This is a genomic window from Tychonema sp. LEGE 06208, from assembly GCF_015207505.1.
GTDB lineage: Bacteria > Cyanobacteriota > Cyanobacteriia > Cyanobacteriales > Microcoleaceae > Microcoleus.
The window spans coordinates 1-17,291 of sequence record NZ_JADEWT010000015.1; the positions used below are offsets into that span (position 1 = coordinate 1).

Genomic DNA, 17,291 nt, shown 5'->3' on the forward strand with positions numbered 1-17,291 from the left:
GGAGAGGGGGAGATTGGGGGAGAGGGAGGATTTGCAATTGAAACTCCAAGTAATTCGCCTCTTCCTTCTTCCTCCTTCCTTCTTCCTTCTTCCTTCTTCCTTCTTCCTTCGATTTTCGATCGCACTATCTATGCTAAAACTGCCGGTGGAGAGATTGATTGGATTGATGGGTTTCAACAGCTAGCAAGCTTGGGTATCAAACGGTTGGCGATTCTGGGCGGGGGAAAATTGGTGGCGTCTGTGTTGGCTGCGGGCTTGGTAGACGAACTTTGGTTGACGGTGTGCCCATTAATTTTGGGCGGCGCGGATGCACCGACTCCTGTTGAGGGAAAGGGTTTTTTGGCGGATTTGGCTTTGAAATTGGAACTTTTGGCGGTTAAACAGGTGGGACAAGAGGTGTTTTTGCATTATAAGGTCGATCGATCGCCGCACGTATAACATCAAGGCCCAAGAAACCGGGTTTTTTGCTGAATCTGGTGGCTGCGATCAAAGATGTTGCCAAAAACCCGGTTTCTGACGAATCGCGATTCCCAGCGATCGAATAATTGTATTAACTTAAATGAAGTTCGATCGCTCTACACAGAAATCTCCCTATGCTGGAACAGCCAAAAGCTCAATATTCTGTAGCCTGGATTAGCAAAATAGGCGAAATCCCCCAAGCCTCGTGGGATGCCTTGGCTATGCCCCTCAAAACTCCATTTCTAGAATGGGATTGGCTGAACAATCTCGAAATCTCCGGTAGCGCGTCAGGTAAAACCGGTTGGCTGCCGCATCACTTGACTGTGTGGCGCAACAAACAGTTGATTGCTTGCGCGCCGCTTTATGTCAAAAGCCACAGCTACGGCGAATTTGTGTTTGACAATCAGTGGGCTGATTTAGCTCAGCGTTTGGGTGTACAATACTATCCGAAGTTGATGGGAATGACGCCGTTTACTCCCGCTGAAGGCTATCGGTTTTTGATTGCTGAAGGGGAAGATGAAGATGAGTTAACGGGAGTGATGGTAAGCGCGATCGACCATTTTTGCGATCGCCACAATATCTCTGGCTGCAATTTCCTTTATGTCGATCCAGTATGGCGGCAGCGCATGGAAAACCACGGTTTCAGCACTTGGCTGCACCACAGCTATATTTGGCAAAATCAAGGCTATCAAAATTTTGACGGTTATTTAGGCGCTTTTAATGCCAACCAGCGCCGCAATATCAAGCGCGAACGCAAAGCTGTTGACCAAGCTGGTTTGTTGGTGAAAACTCTGACTGGTGATGACATTCCCCAGCCGATGTTTTCTCAAATGTATGCTTTTTATGAGAACACTTGCGATAAGTTTGGTTGGTGGGGTAGCAAGTATCTGACTAAGCGATTTTTTGAACAGTTGCACCACAATTATCGCGATCGAGTTTTATTTGTCGCCGCTTACGATAAGGAAGATGACAGAGTGCCGGTGGGTATGTCTTTTTGTTTGTATAAGGGCGATCGACTTTACGGGCGTTATTGGGGCAGTTTGCAGGAAATTGACTGTTTGCACTTCGATGCTTGTTACTATACACCGATCGAATGGGCGATCGAGCGGGGTATCGAAACCTTCGATCCGGGTGCGGGCGGGCGGCACAAAAAACGGCGCGGTTTTCCAGCGATGCCTAATTATAGTTTGCACAGATTTTACAACAACCGTCTGGCACAAATTCTTAAGTCTTACATTGGTCAAATTAATGAAAGGGAACAGGAGGAAATTGATTTAGTTAATGAGGGTTTGCCTTTTAATAAGTAGTCATTAGTCAGCAGTCAGCGGGCATTTGAGCAGGGGTCATTGGTAATTGGTAATTGCCATCCAATAACTACAGTCCTGGACGCATCGAAACCCAAGAAACCGGGTTTTTTATCTAATTTGCGGGCTGCAACAAAAGACGATCGTAAAAACCCCGGTTTCTGACAGCGCTGGCGTAAGTCCTAAACTAATGACCAATGACCAATGACTACTGACTAATGACTAATGACTACTGACCAATGACTAATGACTACTGACCAATGACTAATTCAAAAATACTCTCCCGTCTTCTTGAATTTCTAACGATTTTGTGTCGGAGCTCAAGTCTGTTGTAGCGCCAAAACTTACTTGCAACATTCCCGGCATTGCGGTGGCTTTGGGGCGAACTAACAACAATCCACCGTCTGGGCGCTGGTATGTGAGGGTGATCGGTACTTTGAGGTTTTGAAGCAAAATTTCCGATTGTTCGCCTAGAGTGCGCGGTTGGGTGACTCCTAGGACTTGATAATTGATCAGGGCATTGGTGGTATTCACGAGTTTAATTACTACCATGCCTTCGGCTGGCGTAAGTCGCGCGGCGGGCATCGGGAAGCGGGGAGGCGCGTCTGCTGGCGCTGAGGGCATCGGGCTCTGGTCGGGATTCATACCGCGCATCGGTTCGCTGACGGGCTTTCCAGTCGCGGGTTCTGGTTCGGAAACGGGTTTTCCTTGTTGGGGCGGGGGGCCGCCTGCTTGGGTAAGTGTCGCGAGACTGACGAGTAAACCGCCGCAGGTGGCTGCTACCAGGCTGATTTTTTTGAACGGTAGATTGTGGCGAAACATAAGTAACTCCTCACAAGTTCGATCGAGATTTTCTAACAAATAGCATGGTAATCTATGCCGGAAATGAATTTTAATAGTTGTGTTTGGGTGTGAGTTAGGAAGAATCAAGGTTTGAGGGGTAGATTTTTTTAACTGCAGAGGGCGCTGAGGGCGCCCAGAAGGGGAAGATGGGAAGAGGGTAAGAGAGGATTGTTAGAGGCTGATTTCTGCTGATTGGTGGGCGGGGAGGGTGACGGTGACAGCGGTTCCTCGATCGACTTGGCTGTCTATGCGGATTTGGCCGCGGTGGTTTTCGACAATTGCTTTGGTGATGGCTAATCCCAAACCGGAACCGGCGGCGCTGCTGTGGGTGCGGGCGGGATCGGCGCGGTAAAATCGATCGAACAAATGCGGTAGCGCTTCCGGGGAAATACCGATGCCGGTGTCTGTTACTTTGATTTGCAGTACAGAATTGAGCGCGGACGAATTTCTTTTGTTTTTGACTGGAACCTGCAATTCTACTTCAATTTCGCCACCAAAGGCTGTGTACTGCACTGCGTTACTGACGAGATTGGTAAATACTCGCGCTAGCTGATCCCAGTCGCCCACAACTGTAAAGTTATCTTCAAGCTTGGGGGAATCGATAATTTCGAGGGAAAGAGAGAGATTTTGGTGTCGGGCGATGGCCTGTTGTTCCTCAATTACTTCTATCAACAAAGCGTCGAGGGGAACCTCAACCCACTGCTGCTGCAGGATACCGCTGTCTTGTCTGGCTAAAAACAGCAAATCGTCAACCAACCGCCCCAAACGGCGCGTCAGGCGTTCGATTACCTGTAGCTGTTGGTGTTGCTGCGGTTCGATATCCGGTTCCGCCAAAGCTACTTGTACGTTAGTTTGAATAGTGGCGATCGGATTTCTGAGTTCGTGGGAAGCATCGGCGGTAAACTGTTTGAGACGGCCGTAAGATTCCCGCACCGGTGCGATCGCCAATCCCGACAGCAACCAGCCAATAGCCGCCACGCCAATTAAAGTTAAACCAGTCCCCAAAATCAAATCAAAAATTAATTGGCGGATCGGTTTTGTCACTTCAAACCAAGGATGGCTGACTCGCAAATATCCCAAAACTTGGCGGCCGATTTCCACTCGCTGCGTGACTTGTCTGAGGGAATAGTTTTGCTCTGAGTTCAACTTATTATTAATTACCCAAACTGTTTCGCCGGTGCGGTTAGCGTTAATCGGAATATTCAGCGGTTCCGACAAAGTAGACCACAGCAAATCGCCCGTAGGACTGAACCATTCTAAATCGATGTGGTCATCTTCTACAGAATCGCTGCTGTCTCGAAAACTGGCTTGAATATTCACTTGAGACTTGGTTTGAGCAGTACCAAAAATTATTGGTTCGATCACAAGTGTGCGTTCTACTACTTCTACAACATGATTTAGAGTATCGTCAATGCGATCGATCAAAGTATTGCGGACGTAGAAATAGAAACCCGTGGCGAATAATAGTAATAACACCGCAGTAACGGCAGTGTACCAAATAGCAAGGCGGCGGCGAGTAGCTTGAAACATATTGCGAACTTGTTAGTTATTAGTTATTAGTTATTGGTTATTGGTTATTGGTTATTAGTTATTAGTTATTGGTTATTAGTTATTGGTTATTGGTTATTAGTTATTAGTTATTGGTTATTAGTTATTAGTTATTGGTTATTGGTTATTGGTTATTGGTTATTAGTTATTAGTTATTGGTTATTGGTTATTGGTTATTAGTTATATTCCCCCAAGCTTTCCGTCCAACGTCATCAGGAAGAGGGAAGAGGGAAAAAAAGAGCTAGATTATCTTCAAGCGATCTTGAACTAATAACCATTCAGTAACTATTAACTAACTATTCACAACTATAACGTTCTTCTCTTCTTCTCTTCTTCTCTTCTTCTCTTTCTTAGTGTCCTAGCGCTTACGCGCCGCTTTGCGTACTGCGTCTTCGCGGTTCGTTCAAAAAAGCCTTGTTCGCAAATTATCCAAAAAAAAATCTAACAACTTTCGATGATTAATACTTCAGATAGATGTAAAAGTAGCTGTCAGTATGGTAACTTACTGGCGAAACTTTTTAGGTAAACGCCTGTGAACAAATTTTTATTCCGCGCTGCGATCGGGCTGTTAATGGCATTTTTTGGCGCAATTACCTATTTTAGCAGCAACGTAGAAAATCCTGTTACCGGAGAGAAACAACGGGTGCAGCTTTCACAGCGCCAAGAGGTAGTTTTGGGATTGCAGGCGCGAGACAAAATGGCGGCTCAATACGGGGGGCTTTATCCCAGCCAGAGTATTCAGCAGTATGTCGATCGAGTAGGAAAAAAAGTTGTCAACGGTTCGGAGGCCAAAAAAGCAGGTTATCCGTTTCAATTCTACCTGCTGCGAGACCCCAAAACTGTCAATGCTTTTGCTCTTCCGGGGGGACAAGTTTTCATTACCGCCGGACTCCTGCGGCGGCTGAATTCCGAGGCTCAGTTGGCTGGTGTACTGGGACACGAGGCCGGTCACGTTATCGGGCGACACGCTGCGGAACACTTGGCAAAACAGCAGTTGGGCAGGTCTTTGGTAACGGCGGTTGGGGTGGCTGCTAGCGACGAACGCGGTGGCGGCCAGCAGGCGGCATTAATTGCTCAAGCTGTCAATCAAGTTGTGAGTTTGCGCTACGGTAGATCGGATGAACTTGAGAGCGATCAGCTCGGTTTTCGATTTATGACGGAGGCGGGTTACGATCCTAGAGGTATTGTTGAGTTGATGCAAATTCTCGGTGCTGCTAGGAATGGCGAAGCAGCACCAGAGTTTTTAAGTTCTCACCCCAACCCTGAAAACCGAGTTCAAAAGTTGCAAGCTTTAATCGCCCAAAATTACCCTAACGGCGTTCCGGCTAATTTGGTTTCTGGACGCGAAGAGTTTGCTAAGAATGTGTCTGGCGGTTAGCTAGAATTCTACTAAATTGAACGGCGAAGACGCAAAGCTCGCGAAGTAAGAAAAGAGATAGAATGTTCAAGGGCTTGTGAACTAATAAACCACCATAACTATTAATGATTGACAATAACAAGTCTGTTTTCTTCTTCTATTCCTTTGTGTCTTCGCGTCTTCACGGTTTGTTTTTAATCCTAAATCACTGCTAGGTCGAACCGCGAAGACGCAAAGCTCGCGAAGTAAGAAAAGAGAGAGAATGTTCAAGGGATTGTGAACTAATCAATCACCCTAACTATTAATAATTGACAATAACAAGTCTGTTTTCTTCTTCTATTCCTTTGTGTCTTCGCCTCGAAAGCGGTTCGTTTTCAATCTTAAATCACTGATGTCCGGTTAACCCACCCGATCGAGTGAGGAAATCCGCCAACGCACTTTGTACATATTTGATGAGAAAATAAATGAATAAAACAGGTTTCAATCAAAAAAGGATAACCGTTATCAATGGCAATTAAAGACCAGCCCAAACTACCTCGTTTTCGATTAATTAGCAATATTTTGTTATTGCTCTCAAGTGTGTTTCTGCTGGCAAATATCTTTTTGCCCAACTTGTTTGGGGAGCAAATTCCGCGAGTTCCTTACAGCTTGTTCGTGCATCAAGTCCAAGAACAAGATGTAGTGCGAGCTTCGGTAGGACAAAATGAAATTCGCTACCAACTCAAAGGCGAAAACGACAAACCAGGTCAAGTGTTGTCAACTACGCCCATTTTTGACTTGGATCTGCCTAAACTTTTGCAAGAAAAAGGCGTTGAATTTGCGGCCACTCCTCCTTCTAAAAATGGCTGGATTGGCAGTGTTTTGAGCTGGGTGATTCCGCCGCTGATTTTTGTGGCGATTTTTCAATTTTTTATGAACCGGGGCGGTGGTGGGCCACAGGGTGCGCTGTCGATCGGCAAAAGTAAAGCTAAGGTCTACGTGGAAGGTGAATCTGCGAAGATTACTTTTGCTGACGTAGCTGGCGTAGAAGAGGCTAAAACTGAATTAGTCGAAGTTGTGGAATTCCTGAAAACTCCCGACAAATATACCGCAATTGGCGCGAGAATTCCGAAGGGTGTGCTGTTAGTCGGGCCTCCGGGAACTGGGAAAACTTTGTTAGCAAAAGCAGTGGCTGGTGAAGCGGGAGTGCCGTTTTTTAGTATCTCGGGTTCGGAGTTTGTGGAACTGTTTGTAGGTGTTGGTTCTGCCCGAGTTAGAGATTTATTCGAGCAGGCTAAGAAGCAGGCTCCTTGTATTATTTTCATTGATGAGTTGGACGCGATCGGCAAATCTCGTAGCAGTAACGCTAGCTTCGGGGGGAATGATGAACGCGAACAAACTCTCAATCAATTGTTAACTGAAATGGACGGTTTTGCGGCGGGCAATACTACGGTAATTGTTCTCGCTGCAACTAACCGCCCGGAAAGTTTGGATGCTGCTTTGTTACGCCCTGGCCGTTTCGATCGCCAAGTTTTAGTGGATCGCCCGGATTTATCTGGCCGCGAAGCAATTTTGAACATTCACTCTCAAACAGTGAAGTTGGGCCCGGATATTGATTTGAAGGCGATCGCCACTCGCACCCCCGGTTTTTCGGGCGCAGATTTGGCAAATTTGGTCAATGAAGCTGCCTTGCTAGCGGCGCGTAACAAGCGCCTCGCTGTGGCACAGGAAGACTTTTTAGAGGCATTTGAGCGCGTTGTGGCGGGCTTGGAAAAGAAGAGCCGGGTGCTCAATGAAAAAGAGAAAAAGATTGTAGCTTACCACGAAGTCGGGCACGCGATGGTTGGTGCTGCGATGACGGGCGGCGGCGAAGTGTCAAAAATCTCGATCGTCCCGCGCGGTATGGCTGCATTGGGTTACACGTTGCAAGTACCGACTGAAGACCGTTTCTTGTTGGATGAGTCGGAATTGCGCGGTCAAATTGCAACTTTGCTGGGCGGGCGATCGGCTGAGGAAGTGGTGTTTGGTAGCATTACTACTGGCGCTTCCAACGACTTGCAAAGGGCGACGGATTTAGCTGAACGGATGGTGACAACTTACGGGATGAGTAAGGTTTTGGGGCCTCTTGCTTACGATCGAGGTCAACAAGCAATGTTCCTCAATGATGGTATGGGAAATGCCCGCCGTGCGGTAAGTGCTCAAACTGCGGAGGCGATCGACCAAGAAGTCAAAGAGATTGTCGAAACTGCACATCAGCAAGCTTTGGATATTCTGAAAGCTAATCGGGAATTGTTGGAAACAATTACGCAGCAACTGTTGGAAACTGAAGTGGTGGAAGGTGAGCAACTGCACAAATTCCTCAGTCAAGTGCTGCCTTTAGAGAAGGCTGCGGCTTCAGTTTAAAAGGGTTTGCACGGGGCCCAGAAACCGGGTTTTTACGATAATACTTTGCTGTAGGCGGCAGATTTGGAAAAAACCCGGTTTCTTTGTCGGAGTCCGTAAATCCTGTTTAATTAAACCGCAGGTTAACGCAGGTGATTTCCATATCATCTGCGTTTTTTGATACTTACTTATACGAATCGCGTAAGGTTAAAACCCTTTGATATACCGCCTCAATACAGGTGGGAGAGTGTAAAGACTTTCCTGTTTTTCTATCGAGCAGCGCCGCGATAAAGATTGGAGCGCGTTGAGTAAATCCGATGATGATATTTGTCCTTTTTATAGCAATTTTGCTAGGTTGACTGGCTGGTTTTCCCTAGCCAACAATGACAAAACTTGTTTTTCTAGTTCGGAAGTGCGATCGAACTGCTCATGCAAAACATCTTTTAAATCTTCCGGCAACAATATGGTATCATCTAGTAATAATTCTGTCACGCCGATTCCCAACTCTTGAATCAGATTAGCCACGTTTTTCAACCATAATGGGTTGCCTTCGTAGCGGTGAATGAGTGCTTCACTGTTGTCGATTTTTTCTAACCTTTTATGTGTAATGTAGATGAAGTTTAGCCTATGGGTGAAAAAGTTGAACATCTTTTTACTTGACAACTTTTTGATTTATAAGTATCAGAATAATTCTGCAAATTAAGCGCGTTAGTGGGGGATAGTTTTGGAAATTCATTCTTGGTCACGTATTAAAAACTTGGGCTAGTTAAGAGGTAGGTGGATGAATACTCTATTTTGAGATATGGAGTTTGGACCAATTTATGGTTCTAATAGAGCATACTTTTTTCCAACAGAAATTGGTGCGGTGATATATGATTTAGATCGCAAGGCGGTTTTATTGGAAAGCAAAAAGTTCTCCTATGATGTAGACATAGTTGTCAGAAAAAATATTATCAATGACATTGGTAAAACTGTTGGATTCTTGGAAAGAGTTGCAAACATTGAAAGAGGAGAGTATCAGAAAATATTCGATCCTAGCTACCGATTAGAAAACTCTGATAAAGTTATAGCCAGAGAGCTACGGTCTAAATGTCTAAATGAATTACGCGAATACATTCACAATCTGTTTAATACGCATCAAGTTGACCAGATTGTATTGTTTGGTGCGAGGGAGGATCTCAAGCTTTTGAAAAGGGCCAAAGTCAATAAGTCGAATATTCAAGTCATTGACATACAACTTATTTTTCAAAAAGAGGTATGCCATCTCTTTTCTCTCGATTAAATATCGTTTATTATCGGATTTTATGCTAAAAATAAATGCTTTGGATCGACTAATTTTAAGTATAAATTTCCCTCCAAGTATAAATATCTGATCAAACCTCATCGAGCACTTGGAGATGCTTGCAGAATTTTCATGGTGTGCAACGAGTTTTTCGCTATTAAATCAGAGTTGGTGCAGCAATGTAATATGTACTGCGAAATTAATAAAATTCCTAAAGCCAATCTCAATAAGGTTGCTGATTTATAAGTTTTAGGGTGCGTCGCTCGTTTAATCTGCCGTTGCGGGGCGAGAGTTGTTTTTGGCGGCGCACCCTACGTTGACTAATTGGACTCAGCCAAAGTTCGGTATTACGATCGCCTATCGCCATTTGAAGCGATCGCGATAGGCGCGGATCGCCGAGTAAATACCACAGCCAAATGTGGGTATCGAGTAAAAGTTTCATTCTAAAACTTCCCACGGTTCCGCGACAGGAGCAATTAAATCTCCTAATATTTCACCGCTTCCTTTCATAGCGCCAAAGCTGCGCCGTAGAGTTTCGGTAGTTGCAGGATAAATAATTACTAATGCTTTTCCTTCGTGGATGACAGTGAGAGGGGTTTTAGTACGTTCGACTTCTATCAATAGAGTTTGGACGGTTTGGGGTAATTCAGTGGTGGTAATTTGTGCCATTTGTTGACCGCTCACAATCTGATTCTATTTCTACTATGTATAAATAGTTATAGCATTTCGAGTTCTCATATGAGGTGCTGTCGGGCAAAGAGGGCATAGGGCATAACTCACAACGCTTAATAACCGCTATACCGCTTTCCATCGCACCAGAGTTACCATCATAAACATACAGAAACCCGGCTGCTTCAAAACACCGGGTGTCTCAATATTTTTGCTGCATTTTCAACTGCTCAAATTCCGATCGCGTAGGCCATAACTGGAGCACTTTGCTGCTGCTGCGCCAGTGTCAAAAGCCGCTGAATTTGCTCTTCCGTAGAGGGGTGAGTGCGGAAAAGTGACTGCCGCTTGTTTTGATTAGTTGCGATGAGGCTTTTGATGCTTATCCAATTCAGCGGGTTTGATGATGAAGAAGCCAAAAGTTTTATCAGTAATCCCACCTAACAAAAGAGAATACCCAGATACCCGATTTCTTAAATAAGTCGGGTATCTGGGTATAAGGTTGAATCATCCAACCTTAAACTACTTGCACTTCTTTTTCCTGCATCGCAGCTATTAAGGTTTTTTGCTGCGCTTGTTGAGCTTCGTCCGCTAAAAACTCCGCTAATTGTTCTTCGATTTCATCGCGCACAATTTGACGGTATTCTAGAAAATGCTCGTTGTGGGCGCACACTGTTAAATAGTGATCCCAAACTGCCGGATTGTTTCTGATAATGCTGAATAAATGATGCCAGAATTTCCACCGAGTTTTGCGTTTGACTCCTTGCCGCCACACTACGGTTAGCAATGCTCGCAAGTCTATCCAACTGGGGATTCTTGATGGTATATCTGCTGTAGGTGCACCCAACATCAAGAAGTGGCGGTAGGTGCGGTCTAAATATTTTTCAGCGTCGTAGACGTCAGAAAATGCTTGGACATATTCCCGCGCGATGTCTTCTAGCGGCCGGGTTGGAATGAAGTTCATCAAAGTTGTCTGGTTGAGGTTGCCAGATTTGTCGCGCAATCTGCCTTCTTTTGCTAGTCTGTGGGACAATGCAGTGTGCGGCAAAGCTTGCAGCATTCCAAAGGTTGTGCTCGGAATTGCGGCTGCTTCGGCGAAGTCTACAATGCGTTGACCTGCGCCTGGTTTTTCGCCGTCGAATCCGATGATGAATCCGGCCATTACTCGCAAGCCGGATTTGGCAATTAGTTCTACTGATTCGATTAGGGAATTGCGGGTGTTTTGAAATTTTTTGGTCATTTGCAAGCTTTCTTCGTCGGGGGTTTCAATTCCTAGGAATACTGCATTGAAATGACATTTCACCATCATGTCCATCAATTCTTGGTCTTGGGCTAAGTCGATGGATGCTTCTGTGTTGAAGTTGAAGGGGAATTTGTGTTCTATTTGCCAAACTTCTAATTCTTTTAGCAACAGTTTGACGTTGCGTTTGTTGCCGATAAAGTTGTCGTCTACCATGAACACGCCGCGCCGCCAGCCTAGGTTGTACAGACAGTCTAGTTCTGCGATCAATTGTTGGGGGTTTTTGGTGCGGGGTTTGCGCCCGTAGAGGACGATGATGTCGCAGAATTCGCACTGGAAGGGACAGCCTCGCGAAAATTGAATTGACATCGAATCGTAGGCGTCTAATTCCAGCAAATCGAAGCGGGGAACTGGGGTTGTGGTAACATCGGGTTTTACGCCGTCCGATCGATACATTCCACTTTTTTCGCCGCGCCCTATTGCTTCGACGAACATCGGTAGAGTGATTTCGCCTTCGTCGAGAATCAGGTAATCTATGCCCGCTGCTTGGGGTTCTTCGGGTACGGAAGTCGGGTAAGGGCCGCCGCAAGCTACGGATTTACCGCGCCGTTTTGCTTCGCGAATGATGTCTAGCAAATCTTCTTTTTGGACAATCATGGCGGACAGAATAACGAGCTCTGCCCATTCCCATTCTGCTTCGGTGATTTGTCTGATGTTGCGATCGACTAACTTAAATTCCCATTCTTGGGGTAAAATAGCTGCTACAGTTACCAAACCCAGCGGTGGCAGCAGCACTTTACGATCGACTAATTCTAGGATTTTCTCGTAAGACCAAAATGTTTTCGGGAACAGGGGATAAACTAGGAGAACTCGCATATTATGTTAAACCTCACATCAGTAAACAACTTGCGATCGGGCTGGCGGGGCGTGAGAGTTCGATCGGCTCTCAAGACTTAATGTTAAGGCTAAAATTACGATCTTGCACTCGATCGAATATCGGGCGAGGGGTGACACCCCCTAAAACCAATAAAACATCGCAATTTTTAGGTTGCAGTTCCCTGTTAAAGTTAGCAAATGCTGATATCTTATCGTATTTAACCCTTAATTGACGATAATCGCATTTAAAAAGCATCGGATTCAGACAAAAAAGAACTTGAAAAACTTACATTATTCGTAAAATGCGCCTCGGCGCACCCTACATATATCTGGTAAGGTACACATTGGCGTTCCCTCTTCTCTCTTCCATCGGACTGATGACGTTGTACGGAAAGCAGTTGTCAGTTGTTAGTTGTCAGTTGTCAGTTGTCAGTTGTCAGTTGTCAGTTGTCAGTTGTTACCAATAACAAATAACAAATAACAAATAACAAATAACAAATAACTAATAACAAATAACTAATAACTAATGACTTCTGACCTACTTTACATTTTGATCGGGAATCCCGCTAGTTCTTAACATATCCGCAACTGTGCCGCAGTAACTCGGCATTCCGATGCTTTCGGGATTGACCAGATTTTTATAGGTAAAATGGCGGTAGCTGATGCAAAATCTGTCCCAAGCTGCCACCTGAATTCGGAACAGCCAAATAAAGAAATCGGCCAGCCAAGGTGACAAAGTAATCCGAAAAAATATGTTTTTATGCAAATACTGGCAAGCTTGTTCTACCACTTCGTTAGCTGTAATCGCCGGATTTCCTAGCACAAAATGTCGCGGTTCCTCGGAAGCTGGCGGATGTTCAACTAAATAACTAACTACTTTGGCAATATCTGCACCGTGGATGAAGTGAAAGCTTCCGTCTGCCTTAAACCAGCGAATTAAACCTATCCATTTGGCGACAAGTGGCAAACCGGATGACAGGTGAGAAACTGGTTTTTCTGCGTCTCCTCCCAATACTAAGGTTGGGTAAAGTGCCGTAATTGGAGGCACATTTGTCAATGTGGATAATTGCGTCATGCAATCGTATTTTGACCGAATATAATCTGTTCCCAGTTCGCCGGCTTCTGCGAGTAAGTTGTTGTCTCTACCGAGAATGCTGGCTGTTGAAAAGTAAATTACTTGCTGGCACTTTTCGGGCGAAAGTAGTTGAATTAGGCGCAGGGTTTTGGTGACGTTGACATCAAAAACTTCTTGGGTTCCTCCCCAAGCTGTGGCGGCTAAAATTGCTACGTCTATTGTTTGCAGGAGTTCGGCATGGCGATCGATATCTTTCATGTCGCCTTGTATGATATGGATGCCGGGGCGGGCTTTCCAGTCAAATTTTAGCTTGTCTGGGTTGCGAACTAATAGGTAAAGTTCGTGGTTGGTCTCTTGAATCAAGGTTTCGGCCATGTAGTGACCGATACAGCCACTTGCACCCGTCACAAAAATTTTTTTGGGGTTCATTTTGCCGGAGGGGAAGAGGGGAGGAATGAGGGGTTTTTGATGGTAGGGAAACGGCACTGCCGTGTCCTCTTTCCACGGTAGGGAAACGGCACTGCCGTGTCCTATTTCTTACAAATATTGTGTGTTTTGTCCACAAATATTGTGTGTTGTTGGCACGGAAGGAGACGGCAATGCCGTGTCCCTACAAATATTGTGTGTTTTGTCCACAAATATTGTGTGTTGTTGGCACGGAAGGAGACGGCAATGCCGTGTCCCTACAAATATTGTGTGTTTTGTCCACAAATATTGTGTGTTGTTGGCACGGAAGGAGACGGCAATGCCGTGTCCCTACAAATATTGTGTGTTGTTTCGACGGTAGGGAGACGGCAATGCCGTGTCCCTACAAATATCGCAATCAAATCGCAAATTAAGCAGTAACTGCGAGCAATTTGTCGGCTTGTTTGGCGGTTTCAAAGAAGAAACGCACGTTGTCTTCGGGGGTTCCCGGTAACACGCCGTGTCCTAAATTGAGGATGTGTCCGCGATCGCCTGCTTTGCGAATTGTATCAAGAATTCGATCGCGAATAAACGCTTGAGAACCAAACAACACGCCGGGATCGAGATTTCCCTGAACGTTCATGTTGGGGCCCAAACGCCGGCGGGCGTCAGCCATATCAACTGTCCAATCGACGCTGATGATATCGGCGCCGGATTTTGTCATGCTTTCGAGGAGGCCGCCACTACCGCTGACTAACAGAATTAGCGGGGTGTCGGGATGGGTTTTTTTGACTTGATCGAAAACCTGTTTTTGGTATGGTAGGGCGAAGGTTTCGTAGTCTTGGGGGGACAGTTGGCCGGCCCAGGAGTCGAACATTTGCACTACTTGCGCGCCGCAGTCGATTTGGTAGCGCATATAAACGGCGATCGCATCGGCGAATTTCGACAGCAACTGATGCAGTAAAGTTGGATCGGAAAATGCCATGTTTTTGATGATGGCATAATACTTAGAACCTTTACCCTCAACCGCATAGGCCGCCAGCGTCCAGGGCGCGCCCACAAAACCGAGCACGGTGGATTTGTTGCCGACTTCCGCGCGCAGGGATTGCAGGATTGTTTTGATAAACGGCAAGCTTTCTTCGGGGTTCAGCGGTTGGAGGTTGTCGATTTGCTCTTTAGTGCGGATGGGTTCGTGGATAATCGGGCCTTTGCCTTCGGCGATGTCCATGTCGATGCCCAAACCGGGCATTGGGGTGACGATATCGGAAAACAGAATTACGCCGTCGGGTTGAAACGCGCGCCACGGCTGAAGGGAAACTTCGATGGCGACTTCGGGAATTTCGGAACGTTCGCGAAACGAGGGATACTTTTCTCGCAAATCTCGATAGGCTTTCATGTAGCGACCGGCTTGGCGCATCATCCACACGGGCGGGCGGTCTAGGGTTTCGCCGCGGGCCGCCCGCAACAACAAGGGAACTTCATTTAATGCCGACATTTTAACTTTTCTCTACCTTAGATATTTCAATGCCTTTGGTAGCTTACCACTGTGCGATCGTCCTTTTCGATCGAAAATTCGGCGATCGGCCCGCACCAGCTATTTCTGACCTGCGTATCTGGATTCGGACTGATGCGGGGTTCATAAACCGGGTTTTTGGCGATAATTCTTCGTCGCAGTCGGCAGATTCGCAAAAAAACCCGGTTTCTTTGGGTTTGATGGGTAGATGCCATGTATCTGTCATCGCAATGACAAGAAACCGTCTTCGCAATGACAACGAACAGCTTACCTAGTAACGCACACTCCGCCTACCGATACGCGACATCGATCGCGATCGTACCAGTTATTATCATTAGCGCGATCGTCGTCGAATCTACTATTATCCACCCTCGCCGAGTCTAAATCTCTAGTGCGCGGATTGTAATAATAGTCTCCCTGCGGATACTTGCGACTCGGTTCAGCGCAATAAGTCGCGTTTCTGTCACCATCTTCAAACCTTACTCTCACCATAGTACGTCTCACGCGACAATCAAGAGGCCGCAAGCCAAAATCATCTCGCAAAATCCGTTCTCCGTCGTAGTTACGGTTGTTTCTGTCCCTGTCGTTTCTGTCATCCCACCTATTGCTAGCCCTGTCGCCATCAATTCCCGCAACTTCCAGCGTGTAACTACCGCCCCTAGCAGCATCTTTTGCTAACACTAACAACTTGTAATCGCCGCTGCGGGGAATTTGATAATTAAAAGAACGGTCTTGGGTAAAAGCTACTTGTTTGTTGTTTCCGTAAAATAGTACCATCACGGGAGTAAAACCGCGACTTCTATCTGTATTTAAAAATACTTGAATGTTATCGCCTTCCCGCGCGCTGAACGTGTATTCTTGACCGCGCAATTCTTCTGTCGGAGAGCCCGGTGTCCACATATTTCGGAAACGGTAAATCGGCGAAGTGCGGCGAATTACTCCATCTATGCGATCGTTATTTCGTATCTGTTCGCCAACCGCACTAGAAGAAATCCCCGTAAGTGCCAATCCTGTAACTAGCACAGCGGTAGCAATACTGTTTAACAAGTTGTGTTTTTTCATGTTAACCTCTGGAAAATTATAATTTTTTTTTGCCTTCTGGGCGCAGACATTTCCATACACAATCCATTTTAAATCTAATTTCTGCCCACCGTCTCAACCATTAGTCTCAACTTTCGTTATTTTGGGGTGCGTCTGGGCTGATTTTTTTAACCGCAGACTAATAATTTTTCCCCCAACGCACCTTACAAACTTATAGACGTTGATGTAGCTTTTAAAGTTGCGATGTATCTCCACAAATCAGCAATCCCGATTCACCGTCGATACTCGCCTCAATTCCCATCGGTAAAGCAGCGTTAACTCCCTCGTGGCCAAAGGGTAAATCCGAGACAATGGGAATATTTAGGTCTAAAAGCCGATCGCGCAAAACTTCTTCTATGCTAAAAGTAGGAATCTGCGGGTCAATCTCGCAGCGGCTGAAACGCCCCAAAGCAATCCCCCGCACCCCTGCAAAAGCCCCCGCCATCCGCCACATAGTTAGCATTCGATCGACCCTGTAAGGAGCCTCAGAAACATCCTCAAATGCGAGAATAACCCCGGTCAAATCCGGTTGATACGGGGTTCCGAGCAAATGAGAAGCCACCGTCAGATTCGCCGGAAACAGCCGCCCCGCAGCCTTTCCACCGCCCCAACCTTTACCTTGCAAAGATTGTAACGGACGGCCTTCGATGCAGTCAAAAAGGCGATCGACAGACCAATCCGGTTCCGCGCCCAAAGTTGTCAGCATCGGCCCGTGAACGCCCCAAATCCCCAATTTGTCGTCATTCCACAGCAAAGCCGTAATGTCGGAAAAGCCGATCAACCATTTCGGCGCATGGGAATCGGGAGTGGGAAACTGAGAATTTGCCCAATCTGCGACTTTCCCTTTTTCCAAAAGTCGAGTGCTGCCAAAACCGCCTCTAGCACATAGAATACCGCGACAATCTGGGTCAGTGAGGGCCTCTGCAAGCTGTCGGACGCGGTTTGTGTCGGAACCGGCCAAGTAGCCAGTGCGATCGTCAAAACCGGGTGTTAATTCAATGCGATAGCCGCGAGATTTCCAAATTTCTACACCCTTTTCAAAGTTAGTTAATTCTCGCAACGCGCCGCTAGGGGAAATTACTTTGAGCAAATCTCCAGGTTGCAACCATTTAATGTTAGTCATTTGTTATTTGTTATTTGTTATTGGTTATTTGTTATTGGTTATTTGTTATTGGTTATTTGTTATTGGTTATTTGTTATTTGTTGTTTGGTGAATCGATCGTAATTTCGTCGGGACGGGTTTTACAGATGATTTCTAACTGCAACAGACAATCTCGCAAAC

General features: G+C 46.0%; 18 protein-coding genes. 7 read left to right on the forward strand and 11 right to left on the reverse strand.

Annotated features, from left to right (window positions below):
- Positions 1 to 438, forward strand: a 438-nt coding sequence (locus IQ263_RS28235; protein ID WP_228049833.1) for a dihydrofolate reductase family protein, incomplete at its 5' end; no start/stop codon positions are given.
- A gap of 155 nt (positions 439 to 593) precedes the next feature.
- Positions 594 to 1,766, forward strand: coding sequence for a GNAT family N-acetyltransferase (locus IQ263_RS06180; protein WP_194011491.1), 1,173 nt, complete (start codon positions 594 to 596; stop codon positions 1,764 to 1,766).
- Between the two features lie 261 nt (positions 1,767 to 2,027).
- Here the strand turns inward: IQ263_RS06180 and IQ263_RS06185 are convergent, their stop codons facing one another.
- Both IQ263_RS06185 and IQ263_RS06190 read right to left on the reverse strand, forming a co-directional pair.
- Positions 2,028 to 2,585: a hypothetical protein gene (locus IQ263_RS06185; protein WP_194066647.1), complete on the reverse strand. Its 558-nt coding sequence runs from the start codon at positions 2,583 to 2,585 to the stop codon at positions 2,028 to 2,030.
- A 192-nt stretch (positions 2,586 to 2,777) separates the two neighbouring features.
- Positions 2,778 to 4,136, reverse strand: coding sequence for a sensor histidine kinase (locus IQ263_RS06190; protein ID WP_194066648.1), 1,359 nt, complete (start codon positions 4,134 to 4,136; stop codon positions 2,778 to 2,780).
- Positions 4,137 to 4,686: 550 nt separating this feature from the next.
- On the opposite strand from IQ263_RS06190, the gene IQ263_RS06195 reads away from it, so the two are divergent.
- Together IQ263_RS06195 and ftsH4 are read left to right on the forward strand one after the other, a co-directional pair.
- A complete protein-coding gene (locus IQ263_RS06195) occupies positions 4,687 to 5,532 on the forward strand; it encodes a M48 family metalloprotease (RefSeq protein ID WP_194066649.1) in 846 nt (281 codons plus the stop codon).
- A gap of 486 nt (positions 5,533 to 6,018) precedes the next feature.
- Positions 6,019 to 7,893 (forward strand): ATP-dependent zinc metalloprotease FtsH4, encoded by a 1,875-nt coding sequence (gene ftsH4, locus IQ263_RS06200; RefSeq protein WP_194066650.1) that lies wholly within the window; start codon positions 6,019 to 6,021, stop codon positions 7,891 to 7,893.
- A gap of 315 nt (positions 7,894 to 8,208) precedes the next feature.
- Here ftsH4 and IQ263_RS06205 read toward each other — a convergent pair whose 3' ends face one another.
- The gene (locus IQ263_RS06205) at positions 8,209 to 8,520 is read right to left on the reverse strand and encodes a hypothetical protein (protein WP_486579287.1); all 312 of its coding nucleotides are present in this window, start codon (positions 8,518 to 8,520) and stop codon (positions 8,209 to 8,211) included.
- Positions 8,521 to 8,674: 154 nt separating this feature from the next.
- Here IQ263_RS06205 and IQ263_RS06210 point away from each other — a divergent pair, with 154 nt between their 5' ends.
- Positions 8,675 to 9,154, forward strand: a complete 480-nt coding sequence (locus IQ263_RS06210; RefSeq protein WP_194066651.1) for a hypothetical protein — start codon at positions 8,675 to 8,677, stop codon at positions 9,152 to 9,154.
- Positions 9,155 to 9,377: 223 nt separating this feature from the next.
- Here the strand turns inward: IQ263_RS06210 and IQ263_RS28240 are convergent, their stop codons facing one another.
- The 5 genes from IQ263_RS28240 to IQ263_RS06235 all read right to left on the reverse strand — a co-directional run bounded on the left by IQ263_RS28240 (position 9,378) and on the right by IQ263_RS06235 (position 13,440).
- Positions 9,378 to 9,596: a type II toxin-antitoxin system VapC family toxin gene (locus IQ263_RS28240; RefSeq protein ID WP_228049834.1), complete on the reverse strand. Its 219-nt coding sequence runs from the start codon at positions 9,594 to 9,596 to the stop codon at positions 9,378 to 9,380.
- Positions 9,593 to 9,838: a type II toxin-antitoxin system Phd/YefM family antitoxin gene (locus IQ263_RS06220; protein WP_333193773.1), complete on the reverse strand. Its 246-nt coding sequence runs from the start codon at positions 9,836 to 9,838 to the stop codon at positions 9,593 to 9,595. The genes IQ263_RS28240 and IQ263_RS06220 overlap by 4 nt, the downstream gene beginning before the upstream one ends.
- Before the next feature lie 215 nt (positions 9,839 to 10,053).
- Positions 10,054 to 10,239, reverse strand: a complete 186-nt coding sequence (locus IQ263_RS28245; RefSeq protein ID WP_228049835.1) for a hypothetical protein — start codon at positions 10,237 to 10,239, stop codon at positions 10,054 to 10,056.
- Positions 10,240 to 10,337: 98 nt separating this feature from the next.
- Entirely contained in the window at positions 10,338 to 11,936 is a 1,599-nt protein-coding gene (locus IQ263_RS06230; RefSeq protein WP_194066652.1) for a B12-binding domain-containing radical SAM protein, read from the reverse strand.
- 538 nt (positions 11,937 to 12,474) lie between these two features.
- Positions 12,475 to 13,440: an NAD-dependent epimerase/dehydratase family protein gene (locus tag IQ263_RS06235; RefSeq protein ID WP_194066710.1), complete on the reverse strand. Its 966-nt coding sequence runs from the start codon at positions 13,438 to 13,440 to the stop codon at positions 12,475 to 12,477.
- Between the two features lie 170 nt (positions 13,441 to 13,610).
- Between IQ263_RS06235 and IQ263_RS06240 the strand changes: the two genes are divergently transcribed.
- On the forward strand, positions 13,611 to 13,850 hold the full coding sequence (locus IQ263_RS06240) for a hypothetical protein (protein WP_194066653.1): 240 nt from the start codon (positions 13,611 to 13,613) through the stop codon (positions 13,848 to 13,850).
- Here the strand turns inward: IQ263_RS06240 and hemE are convergent.
- The gene (gene hemE / locus IQ263_RS06245) at positions 13,847 to 14,911 is read right to left on the reverse strand and encodes a uroporphyrinogen decarboxylase (RefSeq protein ID WP_194066654.1); all 1,065 of its coding nucleotides are present in this window, start codon (positions 14,909 to 14,911) and stop codon (positions 13,847 to 13,849) included. The two genes, IQ263_RS06240 and hemE, sit on opposite strands and share 4 nt — an antisense overlap.
- A gap of 29 nt (positions 14,912 to 14,940) precedes the next feature.
- On the opposite strand from hemE, the gene IQ263_RS06250 reads away from it, so the two are divergent.
- On the forward strand, positions 14,941 to 15,204 hold the full coding sequence (locus IQ263_RS06250; RefSeq protein WP_194066655.1) for a hypothetical protein: 264 nt from the start codon (positions 14,941 to 14,943) through the stop codon (positions 15,202 to 15,204).
- Here IQ263_RS06250 and IQ263_RS06255 read toward each other — a convergent pair.
- Both IQ263_RS06255 and IQ263_RS06260 read right to left on the reverse strand, forming a co-directional pair.
- Positions 15,197 to 15,991 (reverse strand): hypothetical protein, encoded by a 795-nt coding sequence (locus IQ263_RS06255; RefSeq protein WP_194066656.1) that lies wholly within the window; start codon positions 15,989 to 15,991, stop codon positions 15,197 to 15,199. The two genes, IQ263_RS06250 and IQ263_RS06255, sit on opposite strands and share 8 nt — an antisense overlap.
- Before the next feature lie 211 nt (positions 15,992 to 16,202).
- The gene (locus IQ263_RS06260; protein WP_194066657.1) at positions 16,203 to 17,132 is read right to left on the reverse strand and encodes a S66 peptidase family protein; all 930 of its coding nucleotides are present in this window, start codon (positions 17,130 to 17,132) and stop codon (positions 16,203 to 16,205) included.
- Positions 17,133 to 17,291 lie beyond the last annotated feature (159 nt).

Bases quoted from the DNA above. Each gene is read 5' to 3' on its own strand.
- ftsH4 (WP_194066650.1), top strand. From the start codon at position 6,019: ATGGCAATTAAAGACCAGCCCAAACTACCTCGTTTTCGATTAATTAGC.
- IQ263_RS06250 (WP_194066655.1), top strand. From the start codon at position 14,941: ATGCCTTTGGTAGCTTACCACTGTGCGATCGTCCTTTTCGATCGAAAA.
- IQ263_RS06190 (WP_194066648.1), bottom strand. From the start codon at position 4,136: ATGTTTCAAGCTACTCGCCGCCGCCTTGCTATTTGGTACACTGCCGTT.
- IQ263_RS06205 (WP_486579287.1), bottom strand. From the start codon at position 8,520: ATGTTCAACTTTTTCACCCATAGGCTAAACTTCATCTACATTACACAT.
- IQ263_RS06260 (WP_194066657.1), bottom strand. From the start codon at position 17,132: ATGACTAACATTAAATGGTTGCAACCTGGAGATTTGCTCAAAGTAATT.
- IQ263_RS06185 (WP_194066647.1), bottom strand. From the start codon at position 2,585: ATGTTTCGCCACAATCTACCGTTCAAAAAAATCAGCCTGGTAGCAGCC.
- IQ263_RS06240 (WP_194066653.1), top strand. From the start codon at position 13,611: ATGCCGTGTCCCTACAAATATTGTGTGTTTTGTCCACAAATATTGTGT.
- IQ263_RS06255 (WP_194066656.1), bottom strand. From the start codon at position 15,991: ATGAAAAAACACAACTTGTTAAACAGTATTGCTACCGCTGTGCTAGTT.
- IQ263_RS28240 (WP_228049834.1), bottom strand. From the start codon at position 9,596: ATGAAACTTTTACTCGATACCCACATTTGGCTGTGGTATTTACTCGGC.
- IQ263_RS06230 (WP_194066652.1), bottom strand. From the start codon at position 11,936: ATGCGAGTTCTCCTAGTTTATCCCCTGTTCCCGAAAACATTTTGGTCT.
- hemE (WP_194066654.1), bottom strand. From the start codon at position 14,911: ATGTCGGCATTAAATGAAGTTCCCTTGTTGTTGCGGGCGGCCCGCGGC.
- IQ263_RS06180 (WP_194011491.1), top strand. From the start codon at position 594: ATGCTGGAACAGCCAAAAGCTCAATATTCTGTAGCCTGGATTAGCAAA.
- IQ263_RS06235 (WP_194066710.1), bottom strand. From the start codon at position 13,440: ATGAACCCCAAAAAAATTTTTGTGACGGGTGCAAGTGGCTGTATCGGT.
- IQ263_RS06210 (WP_194066651.1), top strand. From the start codon at position 8,675: ATGGAGTTTGGACCAATTTATGGTTCTAATAGAGCATACTTTTTTCCA.